General features: G+C 47.1%; 15 protein-coding genes. 6 read left to right on the forward strand and 9 right to left on the reverse strand.

Annotated elements, in window-relative coordinates; all coding sequences use genetic code 11:
• Window positions 1-23: 23 nt before the first annotated feature.
• The 4 genes from AC58QD_RS06735 to AC58QD_RS06750 form a co-directional block, all read right to left on the reverse strand.
• Entirely contained in the window at window positions 24-1,601 is a 1,578-nt protein-coding gene (locus AC58QD_RS06735) for an extracellular solute-binding protein (protein ID WP_497331303.1), read from the reverse strand.
• A gap of 99 nt (window positions 1,602-1,700) precedes the next feature.
• Window positions 1,701-2,582 (reverse strand): carbohydrate ABC transporter permease, encoded by an 882-nt coding sequence (locus AC58QD_RS06740; protein WP_497331305.1) that lies wholly within the window; start codon window positions 2,580-2,582, stop codon window positions 1,701-1,703.
• A 14-nt stretch (window positions 2,583-2,596) separates the two neighbouring features.
• A complete protein-coding gene (locus AC58QD_RS06745; protein ID WP_497331306.1) occupies window positions 2,597-3,556 on the reverse strand; it encodes an ABC transporter permease in 960 nt (319 codons plus the stop codon).
• Between the two features lie 164 nt (window positions 3,557-3,720).
• Entirely contained in the window at window positions 3,721-5,046 is a 1,326-nt protein-coding gene (locus AC58QD_RS06750; RefSeq protein WP_497331413.1) for an extracellular solute-binding protein, read from the reverse strand.
• Between AC58QD_RS06750 and AC58QD_RS06755 the strand changes: the two genes are divergently transcribed.
• The 3 genes from AC58QD_RS06755 to AC58QD_RS06765 all read left to right on the forward strand — a co-directional run bounded on the left by AC58QD_RS06755 (window position 4,991) and on the right by AC58QD_RS06765 (window position 8,827).
• Window positions 4,991-5,317 (forward strand): hypothetical protein, encoded by a 327-nt coding sequence (locus AC58QD_RS06755; RefSeq protein WP_497331417.1) that lies wholly within the window; start codon window positions 4,991-4,993, stop codon window positions 5,315-5,317. The two genes, AC58QD_RS06750 and AC58QD_RS06755, sit on opposite strands and share 56 nt — an antisense overlap.
• 113 nt (window positions 5,318-5,430) lie before the next feature.
• The gene (locus AC58QD_RS06760; protein ID WP_497331308.1) at window positions 5,431-7,233 is read left to right on the forward strand and encodes a sensor histidine kinase; all 1,803 of its coding nucleotides are present in this window, start codon (window positions 5,431-5,433) and stop codon (window positions 7,231-7,233) included.
• Window positions 7,208-8,827, forward strand: coding sequence for a response regulator transcription factor (locus AC58QD_RS06765; protein WP_497331310.1), 1,620 nt, complete (start codon window positions 7,208-7,210; stop codon window positions 8,825-8,827). Before AC58QD_RS06760 ends, AC58QD_RS06765 begins: the two co-directional genes overlap by 26 nt.
• Window positions 8,828-9,281: 454 nt before the next feature.
• Here the strand turns inward: AC58QD_RS06765 and AC58QD_RS06770 are convergent, their stop codons facing one another.
• A complete protein-coding gene (locus AC58QD_RS06770) occupies window positions 9,282-9,431 on the reverse strand; it encodes a hypothetical protein (RefSeq protein ID WP_497331312.1) in 150 nt (49 codons plus the stop codon).
• Between the two features lie 474 nt (window positions 9,432-9,905).
• Between AC58QD_RS06770 and AC58QD_RS06775 the strand changes: the two genes are divergently transcribed.
• The 3 genes from AC58QD_RS06775 (at window position 9,906) to AC58QD_RS06785 (ending at window position 13,437) form a co-directional block, all read left to right on the forward strand.
• On the forward strand, window positions 9,906-12,527 hold the full coding sequence (locus AC58QD_RS06775) for a LamG domain-containing protein (protein WP_497331314.1): 2,622 nt from the start codon (window positions 9,906-9,908) through the stop codon (window positions 12,525-12,527).
• Window positions 12,528-12,711: 184 nt separating this feature from the next.
• Window positions 12,712-12,864, forward strand: a complete 153-nt coding sequence (locus AC58QD_RS06780) for a hypothetical protein (RefSeq protein WP_497331316.1) — start codon at window positions 12,712-12,714, stop codon at window positions 12,862-12,864.
• 93 nt (window positions 12,865-12,957) lie between these two features.
• Window positions 12,958-13,437, forward strand: coding sequence for a CBO0543 family protein (locus AC58QD_RS06785; protein ID WP_497331318.1), 480 nt, complete (start codon window positions 12,958-12,960; stop codon window positions 13,435-13,437).
• 501 nt (window positions 13,438-13,938) lie between these two features.
• On the opposite strand, the gene ribD is transcribed toward AC58QD_RS06785, so the two are convergent.
• The 4 genes from ribD to ppsA all read right to left on the reverse strand — a co-directional run bounded on the left by ribD (window position 13,939) and on the right by ppsA (window position 19,308).
• The gene (gene ribD, locus AC58QD_RS06790; protein WP_497331320.1) at window positions 13,939-15,036 is read right to left on the reverse strand and encodes a bifunctional diaminohydroxyphosphoribosylaminopyrimidine deaminase/5-amino-6-(5-phosphoribosylamino)uracil reductase RibD; all 1,098 of its coding nucleotides are present in this window, start codon (window positions 15,034-15,036) and stop codon (window positions 13,939-13,941) included.
• Window positions 15,029-15,790, reverse strand: a complete 762-nt coding sequence (locus AC58QD_RS06795; RefSeq protein ID WP_497331322.1) for a GTP cyclohydrolase II — start codon at window positions 15,788-15,790, stop codon at window positions 15,029-15,031. Before AC58QD_RS06795 ends, ribD begins: the two co-directional genes overlap by 8 nt.
• Before the next feature lie 485 nt (window positions 15,791-16,275).
• Window positions 16,276-16,443, reverse strand: a complete 168-nt coding sequence (locus tag AC58QD_RS06800; protein WP_497331324.1) for a hypothetical protein — start codon at window positions 16,441-16,443, stop codon at window positions 16,276-16,278.
• 252 nt (window positions 16,444-16,695) lie between these two features.
• Window positions 16,696-19,308, reverse strand: a complete 2,613-nt coding sequence (gene ppsA / locus AC58QD_RS06805; RefSeq protein ID WP_497331326.1) for a phosphoenolpyruvate synthase — start codon at window positions 19,306-19,308, stop codon at window positions 16,696-16,698.
• Window positions 19,309-19,483 lie beyond the last annotated feature (175 nt).

Here is a 19,483-nt window from a genome sequence, read left to right on the forward strand (position 1 = left end):
CGCCTCTTTCCGATATGGACAACTTACTTGGCTGCCTTCGCCGCATCCATCTTCTTAATAAAGTCATTCATTTGCTTGACGTAATCCTCGCCGCCCGCTTTATACCATCCGCTCAGCAACTCGTCGAATTTGCTTACCGGCTGTTCGCCGAGAATGATCTTCATCACGGTCTGATCCCAGACCTTTTGGTAATCCATCATCTCCGGCTTTTTGGCCGCATCCGGAACGAAGCCCAGGTCTTTGCCGCGCACGACGGTGTCTACCGACTTTTTAAGCCAAGGCATAATGAGTTCCTTCACGTTCTTTTCCATACCGACCGTTATAAAGAAGTCGATATCGTTCGCGCGACGCATCGTGTTTTTGCGCACAAAGCTGGTCGGCGCGTTCGGAATGGCGACCTTTTGCCCGTTTTCCACCTTATAGTCGAAGCCTTCGAAGCCTTCGCTCACGGTCGGCCACATGTCGTCGCCCAGATATGCGTCCAGGAAGTCTACCGCCTTCTGAGGATTTTTCGAGCCCTTCATAACCGCCCAGAAGCCCCACAGACCAGTTGCGTAGCCGCCGCCTTTCACCTGACCCTTCTCGTCCTTCACGAAGACGTAAGTCAGTTCGACATTCGGATTCAGCTTGCGCATTTCATCGGTATGCAAATTGTAGTGTCCGGCGAAACCCGGAAATACGCCCGTAACGCCTCTATAGAACCGCTCTTTCGCCTTGGTGGCATCGCTCGTCGCCGCATCTGGATCAAGCAGCCCTTCCTTATACAGCATGTTCGTGTTAGTGAGCGCCTTCTTGTAAGCGTCGGAGGTCGTATCGTAAATCGGATCCATATACTCGTATTTGCCGCCGCTCGTTTTCGTCCAGCCGGTCAGTCCGAATGTGCCAAACAATACCGGATCGAGCACCTTCTTCGTATTGGCATTGACGGCGAACCCGTACGTATCATTCTTACCGTTCTTGTCCGGGTCATTCTTCGTAAATTTACGCAGAATGTCGGTGAACTGGTCAAGTGTTACCTCCGCGTTGTCGGGGATGGTGATGCCGACATTTTTGAGCCAGTCCTTGCGCACCCAATACGCATCGTTACGAGTAACGGATGTACGCGGAATGCCGTATATCTTGTTGTCCTGATTGACTTTGAGCGCATCCCAACTGGTGTCGTAGCTGTGCTTTTCCAAATTTTTCGTGTTCTTGATATAATCGTTGACCGGCAAAATAACGCCGTCTTTCATTGCATTCAAGAAGCTCGGATCGTTCGTGGCGGGGAAAAAGACGAGATCCGGGTAGTCGCCGGACGCCAGCATCAGCTGCAGCCTTTCCTTATAGCCGGTCATCGGCGGGATTTCAAAGGTAATCTTCGTCCCCGTTTTCTGCTCCAGCAGAGCGACCATCTTTTTGTCCGTCTCCGATAAATCTCCCGCGTCGTAGTTCCCCATCATTTTAATCGGTACCGGCTGGCTCGATTTAGCCGAGGTCGCTGTCGGTGAAGATCTACCCGCGTCCGTTGTCGTGTTACCGGAGCTTCCTTTCCCGCATGCCGCGGTGGTCAGCACCAGCGTTGCCGCTATTGCCGCCAAAAGCCCCCTCTTATTCATAACCATGTGAATCTCCTCCAGGATCTTCAATTTAGTATATAGTGAAAGGGACATCCCTTTAACTATCGAGCATCAATCGCCATGCGTCAATCTGCAATTGGTATGCTAACCCTTAACAGAACCGAGTGTAATACCCTTCACAAAATATTTCTGGATAAACGGATACACGAAAAGAATCGGAAGCATGACGATCGTCAAAGTGGCGTATTTTAGCGTCTCCGAAGTAATTTGTTCAGCTCCGAGCTCCGCTGCATTGCCGCCGGATGAGATCATTTTGGTGTTGGCCCCCTCGATAATCTCCCGCAGGAACAGCATAAGCGGCCACTTGTCGACGGACCGGATATAGATGATCCCGTTGAAAAAGTTGTTCCAATACCCGACCGCCGAAAACAAACCGAGCGTTGCGATAATCGGCATCGAGAGCGGAACGATGATGCGCAGCAGAATGTACGGATCGGATGCCCCGTCGATCCTGGCGGCTTCCTCCAATTCCTCCGGCAGCCCTTCGAAATAGTTTTTCATCAGGATCAGGCTGAAGCCCGAGAACAGGGACGGCAGGATGAGCGCTGCGAGCGAATCGAGAAGTCCAAGCGACCTCATTAAATAGTAGTTGGGAATGAGGCCGCCGCTGAACAGCATCGTGAATACGACGATCGTCATGAGCGTCTTCCGGCCCTTCAACACTTTTTTGGATAACGGGTAAGCGGTAAGCACGTACATCACGAGGCCTGCTGCCACCCCGATTATCGTGACAATAATTGTGTTGCGATAGCTGACCCATAGAATACGGTGCCGCATAATCTCTTTGTAAGCGCCGAGGTCGAAATCATGCGGCCAGATCATAAGTGGATTGGCCACATAAGCCGTATACGAGCTGAAGGAGACCGCGAGCACGTTGATAAACGGATAGAGCATAATGATACAGATCAATGTGATCAACGTATAGTTGGTGACGTCAAAGGCGTCCAATCGGAATCGTCGTTTCATAGGAGCTACCTGCCTTACCAGATTTGTTTGCCGAACATCCTGGCCAGACGGTTCGCCGCCAGGATTAACACAAAGCCGACTACCGCTTTGAAAAGACCGACCGCCGACGCAAACGATAAACGTCCATCGATCAAACCGATGCGGTAAGTATACGTTTCGAATACGTCGCCAACCTCGTAGGTCATCGGATTATAGAGCAGAAACACCTGCTCAAAGCCGTTATCGAGGATATGGCCGACCTGCAGGATCATCAGAACGATGACGGTTGACGAAATACCTGGCAGCGTAATATGTCGGATTTGTTGAAACCGTCCGGCTCCGTCGATCCTCGCCGATTCATACAGAGTAGGATCGATACTCGTCATAGCGGCAAGATAGATGATCGTCCCCCAGCCGACCCCCTTCCACACCTCCGCGGAGACCAGGATCGTCCGAAAATATTCGGGCTTCAGCAGGAACGGAATCGGCTCGTGTCCCATCGACTTGATGATCTCATTGACAATCCCGTTCGAAGGAGATAAGAAATTGATGATCAGCCCCACAAGGACGACCCAAGAAATAAAGTGCGGCAGGTACAGAATCGTCTGCGTGACCCGTTTGAACACCATATGCCTCACTTCATTCAGCATAATGGCGAGCAGGATCGGAGCCGGAAACCCGAAGATGATTTGATAGAAGCTGAGCAATAGCGAGTTCCGAAGAATGTGGTAAAAGTCAGGCGCGTGCATCAGGTAGATGAAGTTATCAAGTCCGACCCACTTGCTGCCCGTTATGCCGCGAACGAGACTGAAATCCTGAAAGGCGATCACAATCCCGAACATCGGGATATACTTGAATATGAACAAATAAAGAAAGCCCGGAATAAGAAACACATACAGCCATTTGTGATGAGCCATATGTTTGCGCAAAGCCCTTTTCCGATCTGCGCTTGTGACGGCCGCCCGCTTTGGCGACTCGTGTACCGACAACTCCATGTCGACCCATCCTTTCCTCTCTCGATGCAACTCTATAATCATTGTAGCTAACTAAGCCTTAGTTCAAAATGCAATATCTCTCGAAATGTTTGGCTATTCCGTCATTTTCGCAAACACCAAAAGCGCCCCATTCTCTCCTTGGAGAACAGGGCGCTCTTCATCGTCTATAGCAGTCCTTGGCTCTTGAGCTGCTGCTCAGCCGCCTGGAGGTAGACGTCGTAATGATATTCGAGATCCAGCGTCTTGAGGAAGTCGTCGTAGCTGCTAAGCGGCCGCTTGCCGTAGAGGAATTTGTACAGTTCTCCGGTGATGTAGCGTTCCGTATCGGCCGGGACGTATTCCGGAGGCGGCTCAATGAAGGAATCGAGAATTTCGAGGCGCGGTTGCTTTATGGCGAACGTGAAATAAGGCTCCTGCTTGGCGAACTTCGTTTGCAGGTAAACCAGCTCATCCCGTCCGATCAGCTGGTACATGTACGAATATTTGGTCTGCGCCATCTTGGCGGTTGGAACGATCCGGCCGTTGCTCATCGTGTAATGCTTGCCTTCGATCCCATACATCACAAGCCGGCTGCCTTCGGGCGAAGAGACATAATTGATCAGCTGAATCAGCTTATACAGCTTGTAGGGACTTTTCCCCAGCGTCTTCGGCATGACGAGGATATTCGAGTCTCCCGGGTCGTAAAAGCTCGTGTATGCCCCGCCCGGCCCCTGCGGCGCCGGAAGCTGTGACCAGCGCGCGTTCGGATTGAGCTGCTGCCACTCCCGTACCTTATTATCGTTGATCATGTTGGGCCAATTGTAGTAAAACAGCCCAAGTTGCCCTTGGAAGGCTTTCACTTCATGTTGCACCTTCGTGTTGGACAGAAAGTCCGGGTCCACGACCCCCGCATCCACCAAAGCTTTTATATACTCAAGCGCCGACTTCATGCCAGGGTCGTAAAGGGAGTTCATCAATCGTCCGTCTTTGCGGTAAAAATGTCCCGGATAAGTCGTGCCGAATGCGCCAAAGATCGGACCCAGCGCCTGATTAGGCGCGCCGCTGAACCCGTAGGTATCGTTCTTTCCGTTCCCGTCGGGATCCCGAAAGGTTATCGCTTCGGAGACCGCGGCCAGCTCGTCCAGGTTTGTCGGCGGCTTCAGGCCCAGCTTATCCAGCCAATCGTTGCGCACCCAGTACGTGTACTGAGATGCGGTATTATTAAGGGCAATGCCATACTGCTTGCCTTCGACCGAGGTCAAATGCTCCTTAGCCCCTCCGACAAAATCGAATGCAGGCTTAAACAGATCGATATACGGCGACAAGTCGAGCAATTGATCCTGCTTCGCCATCCGGTTTAGTGTACGCCGGTCGACATAAAAAATGTCGGGCGGGTTGCCTACTGCCATCCGCATGTTGAGCTGCGTTTTACATTCGTCCCCCAAGCAGGCTACGATGCGCAGATCAATATTGAGCTTGGCATCCAGCGCCTTCTTGATGTCGTCGTTCAACGGGTCCGGCAGCTCGCTTCCGGCTATGAATACCTCGATGAGCGGCGTTTGCCTGACCGGGTCCGCGCTTCGATCCGGTTCCTTGGAAGCTCGCAGCGTGCAGGCTGCCAGGAGCAGAGTTGCCGCCACACAGACGGAAACTCCTACCAACCGACGTTTGATTGTGAATGCTTGGTACATAGGGGCACGTCTCCTTCATAGAATCGGCCGAACATCACTCTTCATCATTATAAACGCAGAAAGGGAAGCGAACCATCGGTATCTCCTTTAATTTTTCTAGATTTTCTTCGTTATTTCGCTTTTTCAAGCTTCGTTTGTCCGCTGCGGATAGTTTGCCTTTATAATAGAAAATGACCACTTGAATCCGGAAGGACGACCATCGGCATGAATCTTTTCCACAACCAGCACAACGCCAGACCGCTCCGCTTCAATCTATCCACCAAAATGTTTTTGGTTGTGTTCGGATTGGTGGAAGCGATTATTCTGCTGTTCGGTTATTCCTATTACCGTTACTCGGCCAATACGCTCGAGAACGCGCAAAAGGAATACGCCAAGCAAATGGTGCAAAAATCCGATCAGTATTTACAGCTCAACCTTGCCAATATTCGCAGCTTCTTTATCTCAGTCGCAAACGATAACCGGCTGCAGACGGGCTCGGAGTCGGAAATCCGCAAATGGTTCAATAACAACCTGATCTATTTCATGCCGAGCGCGAGCAATATTCATGTCATGATCGACGATCGTACGGTCATCGGGACGAACGTGAGCGGCTGGAAGCTGACGGAGAGCGACTATTTAATGCAGAAGCTGACCACTGTGATCAATCGGGGAGAGCTGTACTGGATTGGACCCTACTTCTCTCCGGTGTCCGGCTATACCGTTTCCGTGGTCATGAGTGCTAATACGGTACGCGGCTCCAGTAGGCTGCTGATTGTCGATTTGGATCTACAAGGTCTCTATAACGCCCTTATTCCGGACAGCGCATCCCAAATGCAGGGCTCGTTGCTGCTGCTCGATGAATCGAACCGTCCGGTTTACGGAAAAGCTCCGTATGCCGACTATTCAGTCTTTACCAAAAGCTTCAGCTTGACTAGCTTGCCTGCCGATCTGTTTAAAACCAACTGGCGGCAGAACGAGCTCTACGATACGGACCATCGGGAGCTGTTCCTCACCAGAAGCCGGACGAATTTCGTAGGCTGGCAGGTTGTCTGGATTCTGGATCGAAATCTGCTGCTCTCCCCTTTAAACAAGCTGCTGGACTATACCTGGATCCTGGCCGTGCTCTCGCTCGTCCTGTCAATCGGAATTGCGAGCCTCATCTCCGTGCTGATCAGCCGGCCGATCCGCCGAATCGCATCCACGATGAACGAAGTCAGCCGTGGAAAGCTGGACGTATCCATTCATATGACGAGAACCGATGAGCTCGGATTGCTTGCGGGGCATTTCAATAAGATGGTCGGGCGAATAAGAGGTCTGATCTCGGATTTGAAGCATACGGAAGAGCAACGGAAGAAGGCCGACTTTATTGCGCTTCAAGCGCAAATTAAGCCGCATTTTATATTTAACACATTAAATACGATCAGTATGGTCAGCCGGCAAGGCGAGCTCGATAAAGCCGACAGGCTCATTTCCGCTTTGACCGACCAGCTCCAATACAGCCTGGATGTGTCCCCATCGCCTGCTCCGCTGCGTGAGGAGCTTCGCTCCATGGAGAGCTACGTAGAGCTGATGGCGGCCCGGTACACCGATTCCTTCCGGTTCGAATCGGATATCGATCCCACCGTACTAGAGAGGATGCTTCCCAAATTTACGCTGCAGCCCCTGTTGGAGAATGCGATTTTCCACGGGCTTGTACCTCTTGGCCGCCAAGGGACGCTTTTTATCGGGGCGACGGATCTGGAGGATCGTTGGGAGCTGATGGTTGAGGATGACGGCGTCGGCATGTCTTCAGAGAAGCTGCAGGAGTTGATTGACCGGATGGAAGGCAATCAGCGTGGAGGCCGCATCGGCATCGTTAACGTTCATCGCCGGCTGCGTCTCATGTTCGGTGATCGTTATCAATGTCTTATCGACAGCAGTCCCGGTTCCGGCACACGCATCATCCTGACGTTCCCCGCCGTGCATGATACCGACCATTTCCCTTTACAGGAGGATGAGACCGATGAAGAAAATATTGCTCGTCGATGACGAGCCAGCCGCCCGCGAACATATCCGGAATAGCTTCCCGTGGGGGACATACGGCTGCGAGATAGTCGGAGAGGCCGGCAACGGCGAAGAAGCGCTGGCGCAGTGCGCGCTCCTGCAGCCGGATATCGCCTTGATTGATATCACGATGCCGGTTATGGACGGGCTGGAGCTGCTGCATCGGCTTGAAGCCGAATTCCCACATATCCGCAGCATCATGCTTACCGCTCACCGGGATTTTGCTTATGCGCAGCAAGCGATGTTAAGCGGCGCCTATGGTTACGTCCTGAAAGCTCCCATCAGCATGGTCGAGATGAAGAAGGCGCTCGACCGCGCCTGCATCGACTTGGACCGTGACCACCACTACAAACGGCACGAGAAATCGCACGAGCGGCTGCTGCGAAACTACCAATATCCGCTTAGGCGTAAATTTTTCAGTGATATCTTGAACGGCCTTCTGACCGAGGAGAGGGAAATGATTCTCGAGGGAGCTCGGCTCGACATCCACCTGGTCAGCATCGAGCACGGCCTGCTTCTGTGCGCGGCCGATAAGCTAGAGGAATATGCACAGCGTTACCCCGAACGCGATCACTCGCTCATCGAGTACAGTATGCTCGAGATCGTGCGCGAAACGCTGACCGATTCGGAGCGCTATCCGTTCGAGCTATTTCCGCTCGAATTCGGCCGATTCGCTCTGCTGCTCGGCTGTGACGGGACCGAGAGTGAACCTTATGCCTCGAGGGTGAATCGGGTATGCCGCGGCATTGCCGCTCCGCTGGGCAAATATTTGCAAATGAACCTGACCGCCGCATATAGCCGCCCAGTTCGATCGTTATCTCAGCTGAGGCGTACGTTTACGCAGACGGAGAAATCCATGGTGCTGCGATTTTATCAAGACCACCCTGCCCCGATCGATGCGGGTGGACCCCTCTTGTTTCAACCCGTCCCTGTGGAGCGCTGGGCGGAATGTGTCGGCCGGCTGGCCGGGATTCTAAAGGCTCAGGAGCAAGAGCTTCAGGCCGGGATCGACGTGTGGATACGAGAGGCTCGCATGCTGCTCTCGCGTTTCCAGCCTGACCCGAGCGAGGTACGCGTTCTATTGGGTGATATCAGGCCCCATCTGGACGAACGGTTGCCGAACGTAGATGGAGACGGGGCAAGTTGGCCTGATCTCCACTCGTTTGTCAGCTTAAACGAGATTTTGTCCGCTCTGCATGACTATATGGTGGAGCGAGTCCGGTTGCAAACGACAATCCGGGAGCTTCGTCCGGAAATCTCAAACGCCGTACAATTTATTCGGCAGAACCTTCAAACGGAACTAACGCTGGATTCGATCGCAAGCAACGTGCAGCTCAGCCCGTCTTACTTCGGCCACCTTTTCAAGAAAGAAATGGGCGTCTCCCTGATCGAATACATTGTTGAACAGCGAATTGAGCTTGCCAAAACATGGTTGAAGGACGGCCGCTACCGCAACTACGAGCTCGCTGAGAAAACCGGCTTTCAAAACTATTCGTACTTCTGCACCACTTTCAAGAAGGTAACGGGAATGACCCCAAATGAATACAAGAATGCTCACAAAAGGAAAACGGTTATTTAACCAAAAATATCCTATAGGAGTAAGTAGTCACATCCGAATTTGTTTTCGATAGTAGGATTATCCTGCGAAATGCGATGAACAAGCCGACTTCCTTTGTTATGTGAACAGTACCTTCCGCCCTTATGATTTCATTCAGCATAGCTTCTAATTCGGATAGGCGGCAATCGGTCAAACTTTCACGCCCCCCGGCGTTGTTCGTATATAAGCGATGAGCGGCTTCGCATCCGTTACTTTCAAGTATCCTCATAACACCTTATGTTTCATTTAATGCAATGTTGCTCTGTGGCTTTCTTTTCCATATGCTCAAAATTCACCCCAGTTCACCATGCACATCAATGGGATAAAGTTCTTGTCATTTGGTTTTGACAAGAACTTTATCCCATAAAACAAAAAAACCGCGATTTACGCGGCAATTAATGAAATAATGTACTTGTCACCCGACACTTAGAGTAGCTTAATTTTTTCTCGGCGGACTAACGCTTTTATCAACCGTCACCACGCAGCAATCCTTATCGTAACTAATCTGCAGCAGTTCGTTCATTCTGGCACCAGAAGATGTGATGATGTCGAGTGCGAATCTTGCCCAGTTTCCCAACAATCTCATCCTTAGAAGCTCTAAGAACCACGCCTTCCGACCCGTCTCTTACTTTTCTGCTTTGACAAACTCGAGAACACAGTCTTCATCATTGAAATCTCTGTAACTCTTCTTCTCTCCTTGAAAGTGCCCAAAACCTTTAAGATCTCTAAGGATGAATTCCCATCGTTGAAAAATTGTTAAAAAATTCAATATATTTCTCATTTTATTTAATAAAGCGCTTCCACAATTAGTTTCGCCATGAATTTATAAAAAAACACATATACAGGGAGGGTCCATTTCCTCTATATCTGGAGGTGCAGGGTAACTATTTCATAGAATGGAGGCCTAAAGTAAGGACACAGAATTCCTGTTTCTACAGCTTATTTCGAAAAGGAGCAAAGTTTCAAATGCCGTGAAATTGCCCAATGGTCGGACGCATTTCAAGTATGTAGTCCTCGCATCATGTAACACTGACCGCCATCAGGAGAAGATTGCATCTGGATGTTCCCGATCACAAATCCGAAAATGGAGTGTGAGACGGTGATGAGTATGATGTCTTTCAAGATGTTCAAGAAGTCCGTAGTATCCGCAGTTGCTCTCCTTACTGTTGCTTCCACTATTCTAGCTCTCTCTCCTCAAAAAGCACTTGCTGCATCTGAATTCACAGTAAATACAGGTACCGTGCTGCAATCCGATTTCGTCGGCAGCGGTACAGAGTATAACCAGAATTTATACTCGACGATCAGCGCAGTAGATGGGATCACCACTGGTAATGTTGGTCTGTTGGAGAATAAAGTAAGGGCGCTTGATTCGCAAATCGTCCGGATCTTCTACGATTCCAGGGGCGAGGATACCGTTAATTACCCGGATTACATGGCTTCCTTCGAGCAAACTGTAGCATTGGCACAAAGTTCCGGTGCTGAGATCAACATCACTTATTGGCATGGTCCTTATACCAATGTCTCGGCGCAGATGCAGACATTTGCTGATGAGTTATATCGCTTGAAAGTAACGCTCGGCTACACCAATGTCAAGTACGTTACGATCCAGAACGAAGTCAACTCGACATCGATAACACAAACCGCTTATGAGTCATTCTATCGCACCTTAAACACGCAGCTTACAACGCTTGGGATCAAGAGCGGCATCAAGTTCATCGGCGGTGACCTCTTACTCGACGGTCAACAATCTTGGTTCGATTACATGGATGACCACATGACCGACATTCTTGACGGCTACTCCGTCCACATCTACTGGGATTATGACAATGTGCAGTATGGGATTGATCGTTTAGATGGCATCCGCACCATTATTAATGGTTTATCGGTGGCTGGGCAGAAGCCAGTGTACATCATGGAGTACGGGGTACGTGGTGAGAAGACCACTTGTACTTACGACCCCGGTTGCTTAAACGGCACATCTATCCCTATCGGGGATACCATTATTAGCGCCTATGAGCATGCCGAATTTACGATGAATTCAATGAAGAGGAAATTCGTTGCCTTGACTAAATGGGATGCCTACAAAGCAAAGTACGATAATGGCACACAGTACCATAGCGAAATCGGCAGCGGTACAGATGGCTATCCGTTGAAGCCAATATACAACGTAACGCGGTTGTTCACCCACACGGCTAATAGCCATTGGAATCTTGTTAGTGTAACAGGATCGGTTACGGGCAAGATTGTGACTGCTCTCAAAGATCCAAGTTCTAGCGATATGGCTGTCTACGCATTGAATGATACGGGTGCAACGACAACCATCTCCTTTAACGGAGTTGGCGCGAATAAAGCGTTCCGCTTATTCATGTGGAATGAAAATGGTGATGGTGGTGTAACCGACAAGGGCACGGTTTCAGCCAACTTCCTCGGAAATATCCAAGTACGGCTGAATTCGCAAAGTTTTGCGGCATTTACGACGCTAAATGTCACTGACTTGGAGCGTCAAGCTTATTGGAAGTTCAACGAAACAAGTGGTGCCGTTGCGGCTGACAGCACGGAGTACGCTCGTAATGGCACTGTTGTAAACGGTGGCGGTTGGATCGGCGGCAAACTTGGTAACGCCATGGATTTCAACGGGACTTCCACTTATGTTACTACCCCGCACATCTTGAACCCCGTTTCCCCATCGAACTACGGCGCCTTTAGCGCATCGGCTTGGGTGAGACCGGACACTGACACGGGTGCTTCCCAATACATCCTCCAGCAGGATGGAACAAATGGTAAGGTCTGGTTGGTACGTTACCAAGACGGTCGCCTGGAAACGTTCCTCGGCGGTACTGGAACGTTCTCGACAGGCACGATTCCACTCAATTCGTGGACACACGTTGCCGTGACCTACGATGGTGCCACGGTCCGCCTGTTCCTGAATGGTGTTCTGGATGGTTCCCGTACGATCGTTATGAATTCTGAGCCTACTGGCGGAATGATTATTGGGGCAAGTAAAACGCTCGGCAACCTCTTCAACGGTGGAATTGACGAAGTATCTATCTACAATCGTCAGCTCACTTCGACGGAGATCAAGGACCAGTACAATAGCACTTGGTGGAAGTTTGACGAGACCTCTGGAACCGTAGCTGGCGATTCCGCAAGCTATAGCCAATCGGCTTCATTGGTGAACGGTGCGACCTTCGCGACAGGCAGAGTGGGTAACGCCCTTTATTTGGATGGCGTAAACGACTATGCTACCTCCGCAAACGTTGCGAATCCTGGTACTAGCAGCTTTACTGCAACCGCTTGGGTGAAGCATAGTGGTGCTAGTAGTACGGCAAAATATGTGCTGCAGCAAGACGGAACAAACGGCAAGATTTGGCTGTACCGTGATAGCACTGGTGTTGTAGGCACATTCCTCGGCGGGACAGCGTTATTGGGAACTACGAACATTCCTGCAGATCAATGGGTCTTCATCGCCGTAACATACGATGGTACCACAGCAAAGGTCTACATGAATGGTGCTCTGGAAAATTCGGCTGCTAGAACCGTTGCCCCCGAAGCTAGCGGTATGATTATTGGGGCAAGTAAGACTTTCGGGAACCTTTGGAAGGGTTGGATCGATGACACTCGTGTGTTCACCCGAGCACTAAGCGGTACCGAAATCTTGGACCAATACGAGCTGGGACGTTAATTCCAGCAGCAGTAACATTTGTGGTGAACCCAGCCCTACTCAACCGTGGGGCTGGATTTTTTATGAATAAGCTTACCATTGGTGCTCTACAGTGGCCATATATTATACCTCCATTTCCTCTGGATAAATTTACTTAATAATGGCTATCCTACTTTCGGATGAAAAGAAAGTAGGACGCTGCACATTGAATGAAAAAGAAAGAAAACAAAAACCTACCATTGCACCAGGGATGAATATGCATGATCTAATTGAAGAAAAACCAACTGAGAAGGAAATCGAGGATGGCGAATCAACTTCGGTTACACGCCTTTACCTCGACAGAACGGCGGAGGAATAAACTTCCTCTTCCTTGCCTTCAATAATGAATAATTCCAAACTCCTACTGACCCTATTGTGAAATCAAATTTTTGAGAGGTGAAATACTTTGTCGATGGAATTCATCATTCTTGCTCTCACGTGGATCGTTCCGGCAATTCTTCTCATCATTTTTATTAATAAGAAAACTTTTCTGGATGCTCAAGTAAGTTTCTTATTTATGCAAGTACCTTCATGGTTACTTGGTGCTTTGGTTGTTGAAAATAGATTAATTGAATATCCTGAAGGATTTCTTAAATCTACTTATAGAGCAAGTTTCACCTTCGAATTTTTTGTTTTCCCTGCAGTTTCTGCCCTATTCAATACTCATTTCCCCAGGGAACGCTCAATGTTCATAAAAATCATATATACAATCAGCCTTCCTGCGGTTATTACTGTATTCGAAGTATTGCTGGAAAAATATACGAATTTGATTGAGTACATTAACTGGACCTGGTACTGGAGTTTCATAAGTATGACGATTGTTCTTTTGATCTCTTATTGGTATTACAGGTGGTTCATTAATAAAATAAAACAATATTATAAAAACAACTAACTCATTTCTTCTGCGACCCCGAAGGAGACCAGCTAGGTTGCTATTATTTTTGCTGTATACTCGCAATATCGCAATTCGATCGGAATCACTATTCGTCCTAACGACTGCGTAATCCCCGAAACTTTTTCCATAATGGCCCCTCCTACCTTCTCATAAACAGCTGAAAACACAAGCCAAACTATCGGAACATAAAAAGGACAACCTGTTCATGGTTGCCCTGAAGTGATCGCCCTTTTAATTAGTATCCTTTTTATCATCACTCCCACGGCTAATCCCACAACCATTCCAATAAGCCCTAACCAAACAGCTCCAAGTAAGTCAAGCGAGAATATGATCCCTATCGTACCGAAATAAGCCCCAAATACGACAGGAACAACAGCTTACGGTGAAGTTCCACCCCCTGCATCTTTATACGCATCCCAAATTGCAAACATGTATATGCAGGGGTAACATTAACCATTGGTAATTCGACTGAATTAGCAAGCCTTAGACAGCTTCATGTTATCCCTCTTTATAAACCGGATATCCAATAAATTTAAAGTCTTTGCCCAGTGTTTGAACACTTACATCGGATAACTCTACAGCATCGCTCATTTTCTCGAATCCGGCTCCTGATAGAAACGTCGGCGCGTCCCTGCCACCAATTAATTTAGGAGCCATGTAAATAATCATTTTATCAACGAGCTTATTTTCAAAAAAAGAGGCATTGATTTCACTGCCGCCTTCAATCAAAAGAGAAGAGATCAACTGCTTACCTAGTACCTGAAGCACTTCAGATGGATTGACCTTGCCCGGTTGTTCAGTTACAAAAATTTTGATACCGGCTGATTCCAATGCTGTTCTCTTTTCAGGCTCATGAGTCTCAGTCGTAAACACCCAAGTTGGGGCTTGCCCATCGGTTACCACCTTCGCTTTCATGGGCAAACGTAGAGCGGAATCCATGATCACGCGAACAGGATTCCTGCCGTTAGGCAACCTTGTAGTAAGCTGAGGATCGTCTTTAATTACGGTATTGACGCCAACAAGGATCGCGGCATTCTGATTCCGAAGCATGTGGACGTCCTCGTGTGCCAAATCAGAAGTAATCCATTTGCTATCTGATGAAAAGCTTGCGATCTTTCCATCCATCGTGATAGCGGTTTTTAATGTTACAAAAGGTGTTTGCTGAAAGATGAATTTATTAAAAACTTCATTCATTTTGCGGGATTCTTCTTCGATTACACCAATAATCACTTCAATACCGGCTTCTTGAAGTATCTTAACCCCTCTTCCCGCCACCAACGGGTTAGGATCAAGCGTGGCGATAACCACCCGTTTAATACCGGCTTCCACAATTGCAACAGCGCAAGGACCTGTCCGGCCATAGTGTGAACACGGCTCCAGTGTAACATAGATCGTCGCCCCGTTCGTGTGTTCCCCAGCCATACGGATCGCATGAATTTCAGCATGAGGCTCACCTGCTTTCATATGAACTCCAATACCCACGATGCGGTTATCATTCACAATAACAGAACCGACAAGCGGATTTGGATCTGTCTGCCCTTTCATAGCCATCGCATTTTGTAAAGCCAGCTTCATGTAAAACTCGTGGTTAATCATTATTGCAACAGCCTTCGCCTTCGTTCAAGTGTCCGGACCGCTCGATTTTCGTTTTCAAATACTTCTCGTTATATTCAGAGACATCTCCCCAAAGCTGAACGCGATCCTCTACATCCAGACCTGACTTTCTAAGCGCATCTAATTTTCTTGGATTGTTTGTAATCAATGTAACAGGCTTTGTCCGAAGCGCCTTCAAAACCTTTATTGCATCACTGTAATCACGGGCATCATCAACGAAACCAAGCTGAAGATTGGCATCCACCGTATCAAAACCGTTTTCTTGAAGAATATAAGCAAGAGCTTTGCTAAAGAGCCCGATGCCTCTTCCTTCATGATTTGCAAGATAAAATAACGCGCCACTTCCATGATCGGCAATATGTTTCATCGACTGTTTGAGCTGATATCCGCAGTCACATCGCTTACTACCAAAAATATCGCCGGTATGACAGATGGAGTGAAACCGAATCAAGGCATGATCAGCATTTGTAATATCCCCATGGACAAGTACACTCGACTGTTGAAGTTCAGCTAAATTAGCAGCAGATAATTTGGCCACGATACGCTCAAAATCCTCCGTCACCTCACTGCAATTCAGCCAACAGTACCACTTAAACTCAACGGTTTCCCCTTGTAAGTTAACTGGCAGTTTAATGGGGCCAACAAGATATATGGCTCCTTTGTCCGTTTTGATCAGTTTAATTTTCTCTTGTAAAAGCGAAATCACTTTAGGATCAAAGCTCTTTACAGCAGGCATGTATACGACTCCTTTGTATTCCTGATTAGACAAATGTCTCTTGTCTTAATATGTGCAAAAATAGCCCCGCTATGTTTCCCCAACATTAAGGGGCCAGATTCCTAACAATCATCAGATAAATGACCAGTGCTATAGCCATGCAGCCGGCGAAATAATCCGCGACAATAGAGAACACGACCGTCCACTCCATCGTCGCCTTAACTGCAGATGACTATTTTGAAAAGCAAAATCAATCAGCTTTTGTTCGAAATTCGGTTCGATGACTTGAGAGCTTGGGTTTTACAGTTACCATTTCAGAAGCTTCCTGATCCATGACTTATTGAAGTTATATTAATTTACCAAGGCGCTGCACCTTTAAAAAAAACAGATGACCTGCTGCTTTTTTAGTATGGCGTTTTTCAATGTTACTGCGAAGCTAATGTTCATGGTAGTTAAATGAATTATCGTAGGTTCGTACATAATGGTTTGAAAACTCTTGTGCAGGACTAATTTGGATCTTCATGCCAATCTATATGATTTAGACTTGATAGAAATTGCCCGTTCTCATTAATGTTTGCTTGATTTAATTCAGACAAATCATAAGCACCGAGTTCAAAAAGATTTTTTAAAATTTCCAATTTATCTTCTATAATATTCTCTAATATTACTTCCATCTGGCGACACCTTTTCGAAAGTTCGTGTTATTACTATATTTTACCACAAGGCGATGTGGGAATTACTCAGTAATCTTCTCTTTAACTATGACGTTTTCCTGGCCGTTAGCTTATCGTGGCCACCGAGCCTGCATCGGCAGCTTTAAACGGCATAGTACAACCCCCCAAATCAAAATCATTTGATTTGGGGGGTCACCTAACTAAGATGTGTAGATAAAAGGACGAACAGGGTAACCGCCCTATTATTAGCCATTACAATATTTCGATATACCCTTCTGCTCCATTCACGCGAATTCGTTGCCCGTCTTTTATCAGCTTGGTAGCATTTTCCACTCCGACAACTGCTGGCAAGCCATATTCACGAGCGATAACGGCTCCATGGGTCATCAGTCCGCCAACTTCGGTGACCAGGCCTTTAATGGATACAAACAATGATGTCCAGCCAGGGTCAGTAAAGGCGGTGACTAATATATCTCCATCTTCCAGATCAGCATCTTCCATGTTTAAGATGACACGTGCTCGTCCCTCTATAACTCCGGTAGAAACAGGTAGACCTACAATCGCTTTGTCTGGCAGATTTTCTCGTTTGTACTCACCCGCAATGATTTCACCATCAGACGTGATTACACGTGGGGGAGTTAGTTTTTCAAAAAATTTGTATTCGTCTTTTCGTTTACTGATGATCTGATAATCCAGTTTATTTGTGCGTACGACTTCGTGAAGTTCTTCAAAAGTGAGGTAGTATATATCTTCTTTTTCATGAATAACGCTAGCTTGTACGAGTTGTTCGGCTTCTTTCAATAAAGCCTGCTTATAAACGAAGTAGCGATTAATCATGCCGTATTTTGGATATTCACGATAACCGATGAAATTCCGGATTAAGCTGATCACTCGTTTTGTCTCTTCAGCTTTTTGTTCACCATCCGGTAATTGCTTCAATCGTTCTAATAACTCTTGTTCTTTTTCTAAAGCTTCCTGTCGCCCTTGCTCAAATTTCCGATTGCCAGCATTAGGCTCAAAGTTTTTGATATTACTGAGAATCATGGGGATAAGTGTAATTGGTTTTTCACTCCAACGAGTTCTCGAAATATCGATTTCACCGGCACATCGCATTCCGTATTTGTTGAGATAAGCATAGATAGCGTCTTGAGTTTCCTGTCCACCATCAAACTTAACCAGTTCATCCAAAAAATTATCATCTTTTACATGTTGTAAATAATCAATTACTTCCGGATAAGGACGAATCACATCTGCGACATCCAATAGCGCCAGACCCATTTCCGAAGTAATGTTGTTTGGTACAGATTGAGAAAGCGTATCTGCTGCGTTTTTTTCACCTAACCACTCGTACATTTTTTCATTGATCCATGACGAAGCATTCATAGCAGTCATAAAAACCTTTGAACTTTGTGGGTCAAATAAGATCTTCTTTAATTCCTGGAGATCTTCCAGAATAAAATCAAATAAATCTGCTCCTGATTTCGTTTGGATGTTTTGTTTTAATTCTTCTATCGATGTTTGACTGTTCTTAATCAAATCAGAAACGATTGCCGGGTCGTTTTCTATTTGTGCTTGAAAACCTTCAGACGACCTACCTTTACTGCTATTACCGGGACTCAGTTCTTTTCTATCATCTGGTAACGATTTTATAAAATCTCGCTCTATTAGGGTCATAAATGCGTCTTTTATGAGCGGATCGGATTTTCCCATGGTATTTAAGAAAGTTTCTCTGCTGACAGGTGAAGCCAGCATATGTGTAACATCAACGAACAACCTTCCACCGGCTTTACGCATGGGTGCTGGAGTCGTTAGCAGGTAAAAAGACAATCCCAATGGTTTCATGGGGTCGGTCATCATTTGTTGATGACCGACAGATACATAGACGTGATTTTCTTGATCATTCGCTTCAGGGATCGGGAATAAAGTAGTGATTGGTCGACTCTGGACAATATAAAATGTATCATCAACCAAACACCATTCGATATCTTGTGGGTAACCAAAATAAGCTTCGATCTGTCTTCCGATGCGTGCCAGTTGTAAAATTTGTTGTTCAGTAAGTGTTTGAGTCTTTTGCTGATCAGGATCGATCAGCTTTGTCTCTGTTCCGCCTTCTTTTAGTCCATAGATAGCTAATTTTTTGGTTGCTATCCTCTTATCGACAATTTCCCCTTCCTGTACTTTATAACAATCGGCAGATACCAAGCCGGAGACCAGCGCTTCTCCAAGTCCAAAACTGGCATCGATTGATAGCAGCTTTCGGTTAGAAGTAATCGGGTCAGCAGTAAATAAAATCCCTGAAGCCTGTGGGAAAACCATCCTTTGAACGATAACGGATAAATAAACTTGGCTGTGGTCAAATCCATTTTGCATTCGGTAGATTACCGCACGATCCGTAAATAGGGAAGCCCAACATTTGCTGATATGATGCAAGATGGCATCGACGCCGATGATATTTAAATAGGTGTCTTGCTGACCAGCAAAAGAGGCATGTGGTAAATCTTCAGCAGTCGCACTAGAACGTACTGCATAAGCATGTTCATCACCAAACTGGGAGAGATAGTGAGTAACTGCTTTCACAACATCGGAAGGAATTTCTACTTCCATAATGATTTGTCGAATCTTCCTGCTGATTTCACCAATTTGATCTCGATCTTCTACTTTTAGCATTGTTAGTCGATCCAACAAAGCATGATACGTTCCGTTTTGTTCGATGGCTTTTTGATATCCCACTGTTGTAACACAAAATCCTTCTGGTACTTGTATTCCTTCAATTTTTGATAATTCCCCTAAATTTAACCCTTTTCCGCCAACGAGCAAAAGCTGCGTTTTTTCCATTTCCTGAAAACAGAGAACCAAAGAACTCATTCAACATCTCTCCTAACCATTAAATTGAGAAAAAAACATTTGACAAGAGTTAACCGGCATGGTACACTTAAAGTGTAAGATAGAATAATTATGTCAATTTACCTTGTTGCAGTTGTAATCAGATTATATCATCGTGTCTGTTTATATGCAATACAAAAGAACCTGATAAAGCTAC

The organism is Paenibacillus sp. J2R1T-4 (genome assembly GCF_059692235.1).

Excerpts from the sequence above, each read along its gene's own strand:
- AC58QD_RS06735 (WP_497331303.1), bottom strand. The coding sequence starts at position 1,601 with ATGGTTATGAATAAGAGGGGGCTTTTGGCGGCAATAGCGGCAACGCTG.
- AC58QD_RS06740 (WP_497331305.1), bottom strand. The coding sequence starts at position 2,582 with ATGAAACGACGATTCCGATTGGACGCCTTTGACGTCACCAACTATACG.
- AC58QD_RS06745 (WP_497331306.1), bottom strand. The coding sequence starts at position 3,556 with ATGGAGTTGTCGGTACACGAGTCGCCAAAGCGGGCGGCCGTCACAAGC.
- AC58QD_RS06755 (WP_497331417.1), top strand. The coding sequence starts at position 4,991 with ATGCGCAGATCAATATTGAGCTTGGCATCCAGCGCCTTCTTGATGTCG.
- AC58QD_RS06760 (WP_497331308.1), top strand. The coding sequence starts at position 5,431 with ATGAATCTTTTCCACAACCAGCACAACGCCAGACCGCTCCGCTTCAAT.
- AC58QD_RS06765 (WP_497331310.1), top strand. The coding sequence starts at position 7,208 with ATGAAGAAAATATTGCTCGTCGATGACGAGCCAGCCGCCCGCGAACAT.
- AC58QD_RS06770 (WP_497331312.1), bottom strand. The coding sequence starts at position 9,431 with ATGAGATTGTTGGGAAACTGGGCAAGATTCGCACTCGACATCATCACA.
- AC58QD_RS06775 (WP_497331314.1), top strand. The coding sequence starts at position 9,906 with ATGTTCCCGATCACAAATCCGAAAATGGAGTGTGAGACGGTGATGAGT.
- AC58QD_RS06785 (WP_497331318.1), top strand. The coding sequence starts at position 12,958 with ATGGAATTCATCATTCTTGCTCTCACGTGGATCGTTCCGGCAATTCTT.
- ribD (WP_497331320.1), bottom strand. The coding sequence starts at position 15,036 with ATGATTAACCACGAGTTTTACATGAAGCTGGCTTTACAAAATGCGATG.
- AC58QD_RS06795 (WP_497331322.1), bottom strand. The coding sequence starts at position 15,790 with ATGCCTGCTGTAAAGAGCTTTGATCCTAAAGTGATTTCGCTTTTACAA.
- AC58QD_RS06800 (WP_497331324.1), bottom strand. The coding sequence starts at position 16,443 with ATGGAAGTAATATTAGAGAATATTATAGAAGATAAATTGGAAATTTTA.
- ppsA (WP_497331326.1), bottom strand. The coding sequence starts at position 19,308 with ATGAGTTCTTTGGTTCTCTGTTTTCAGGAAATGGAAAAAACGCAGCTT.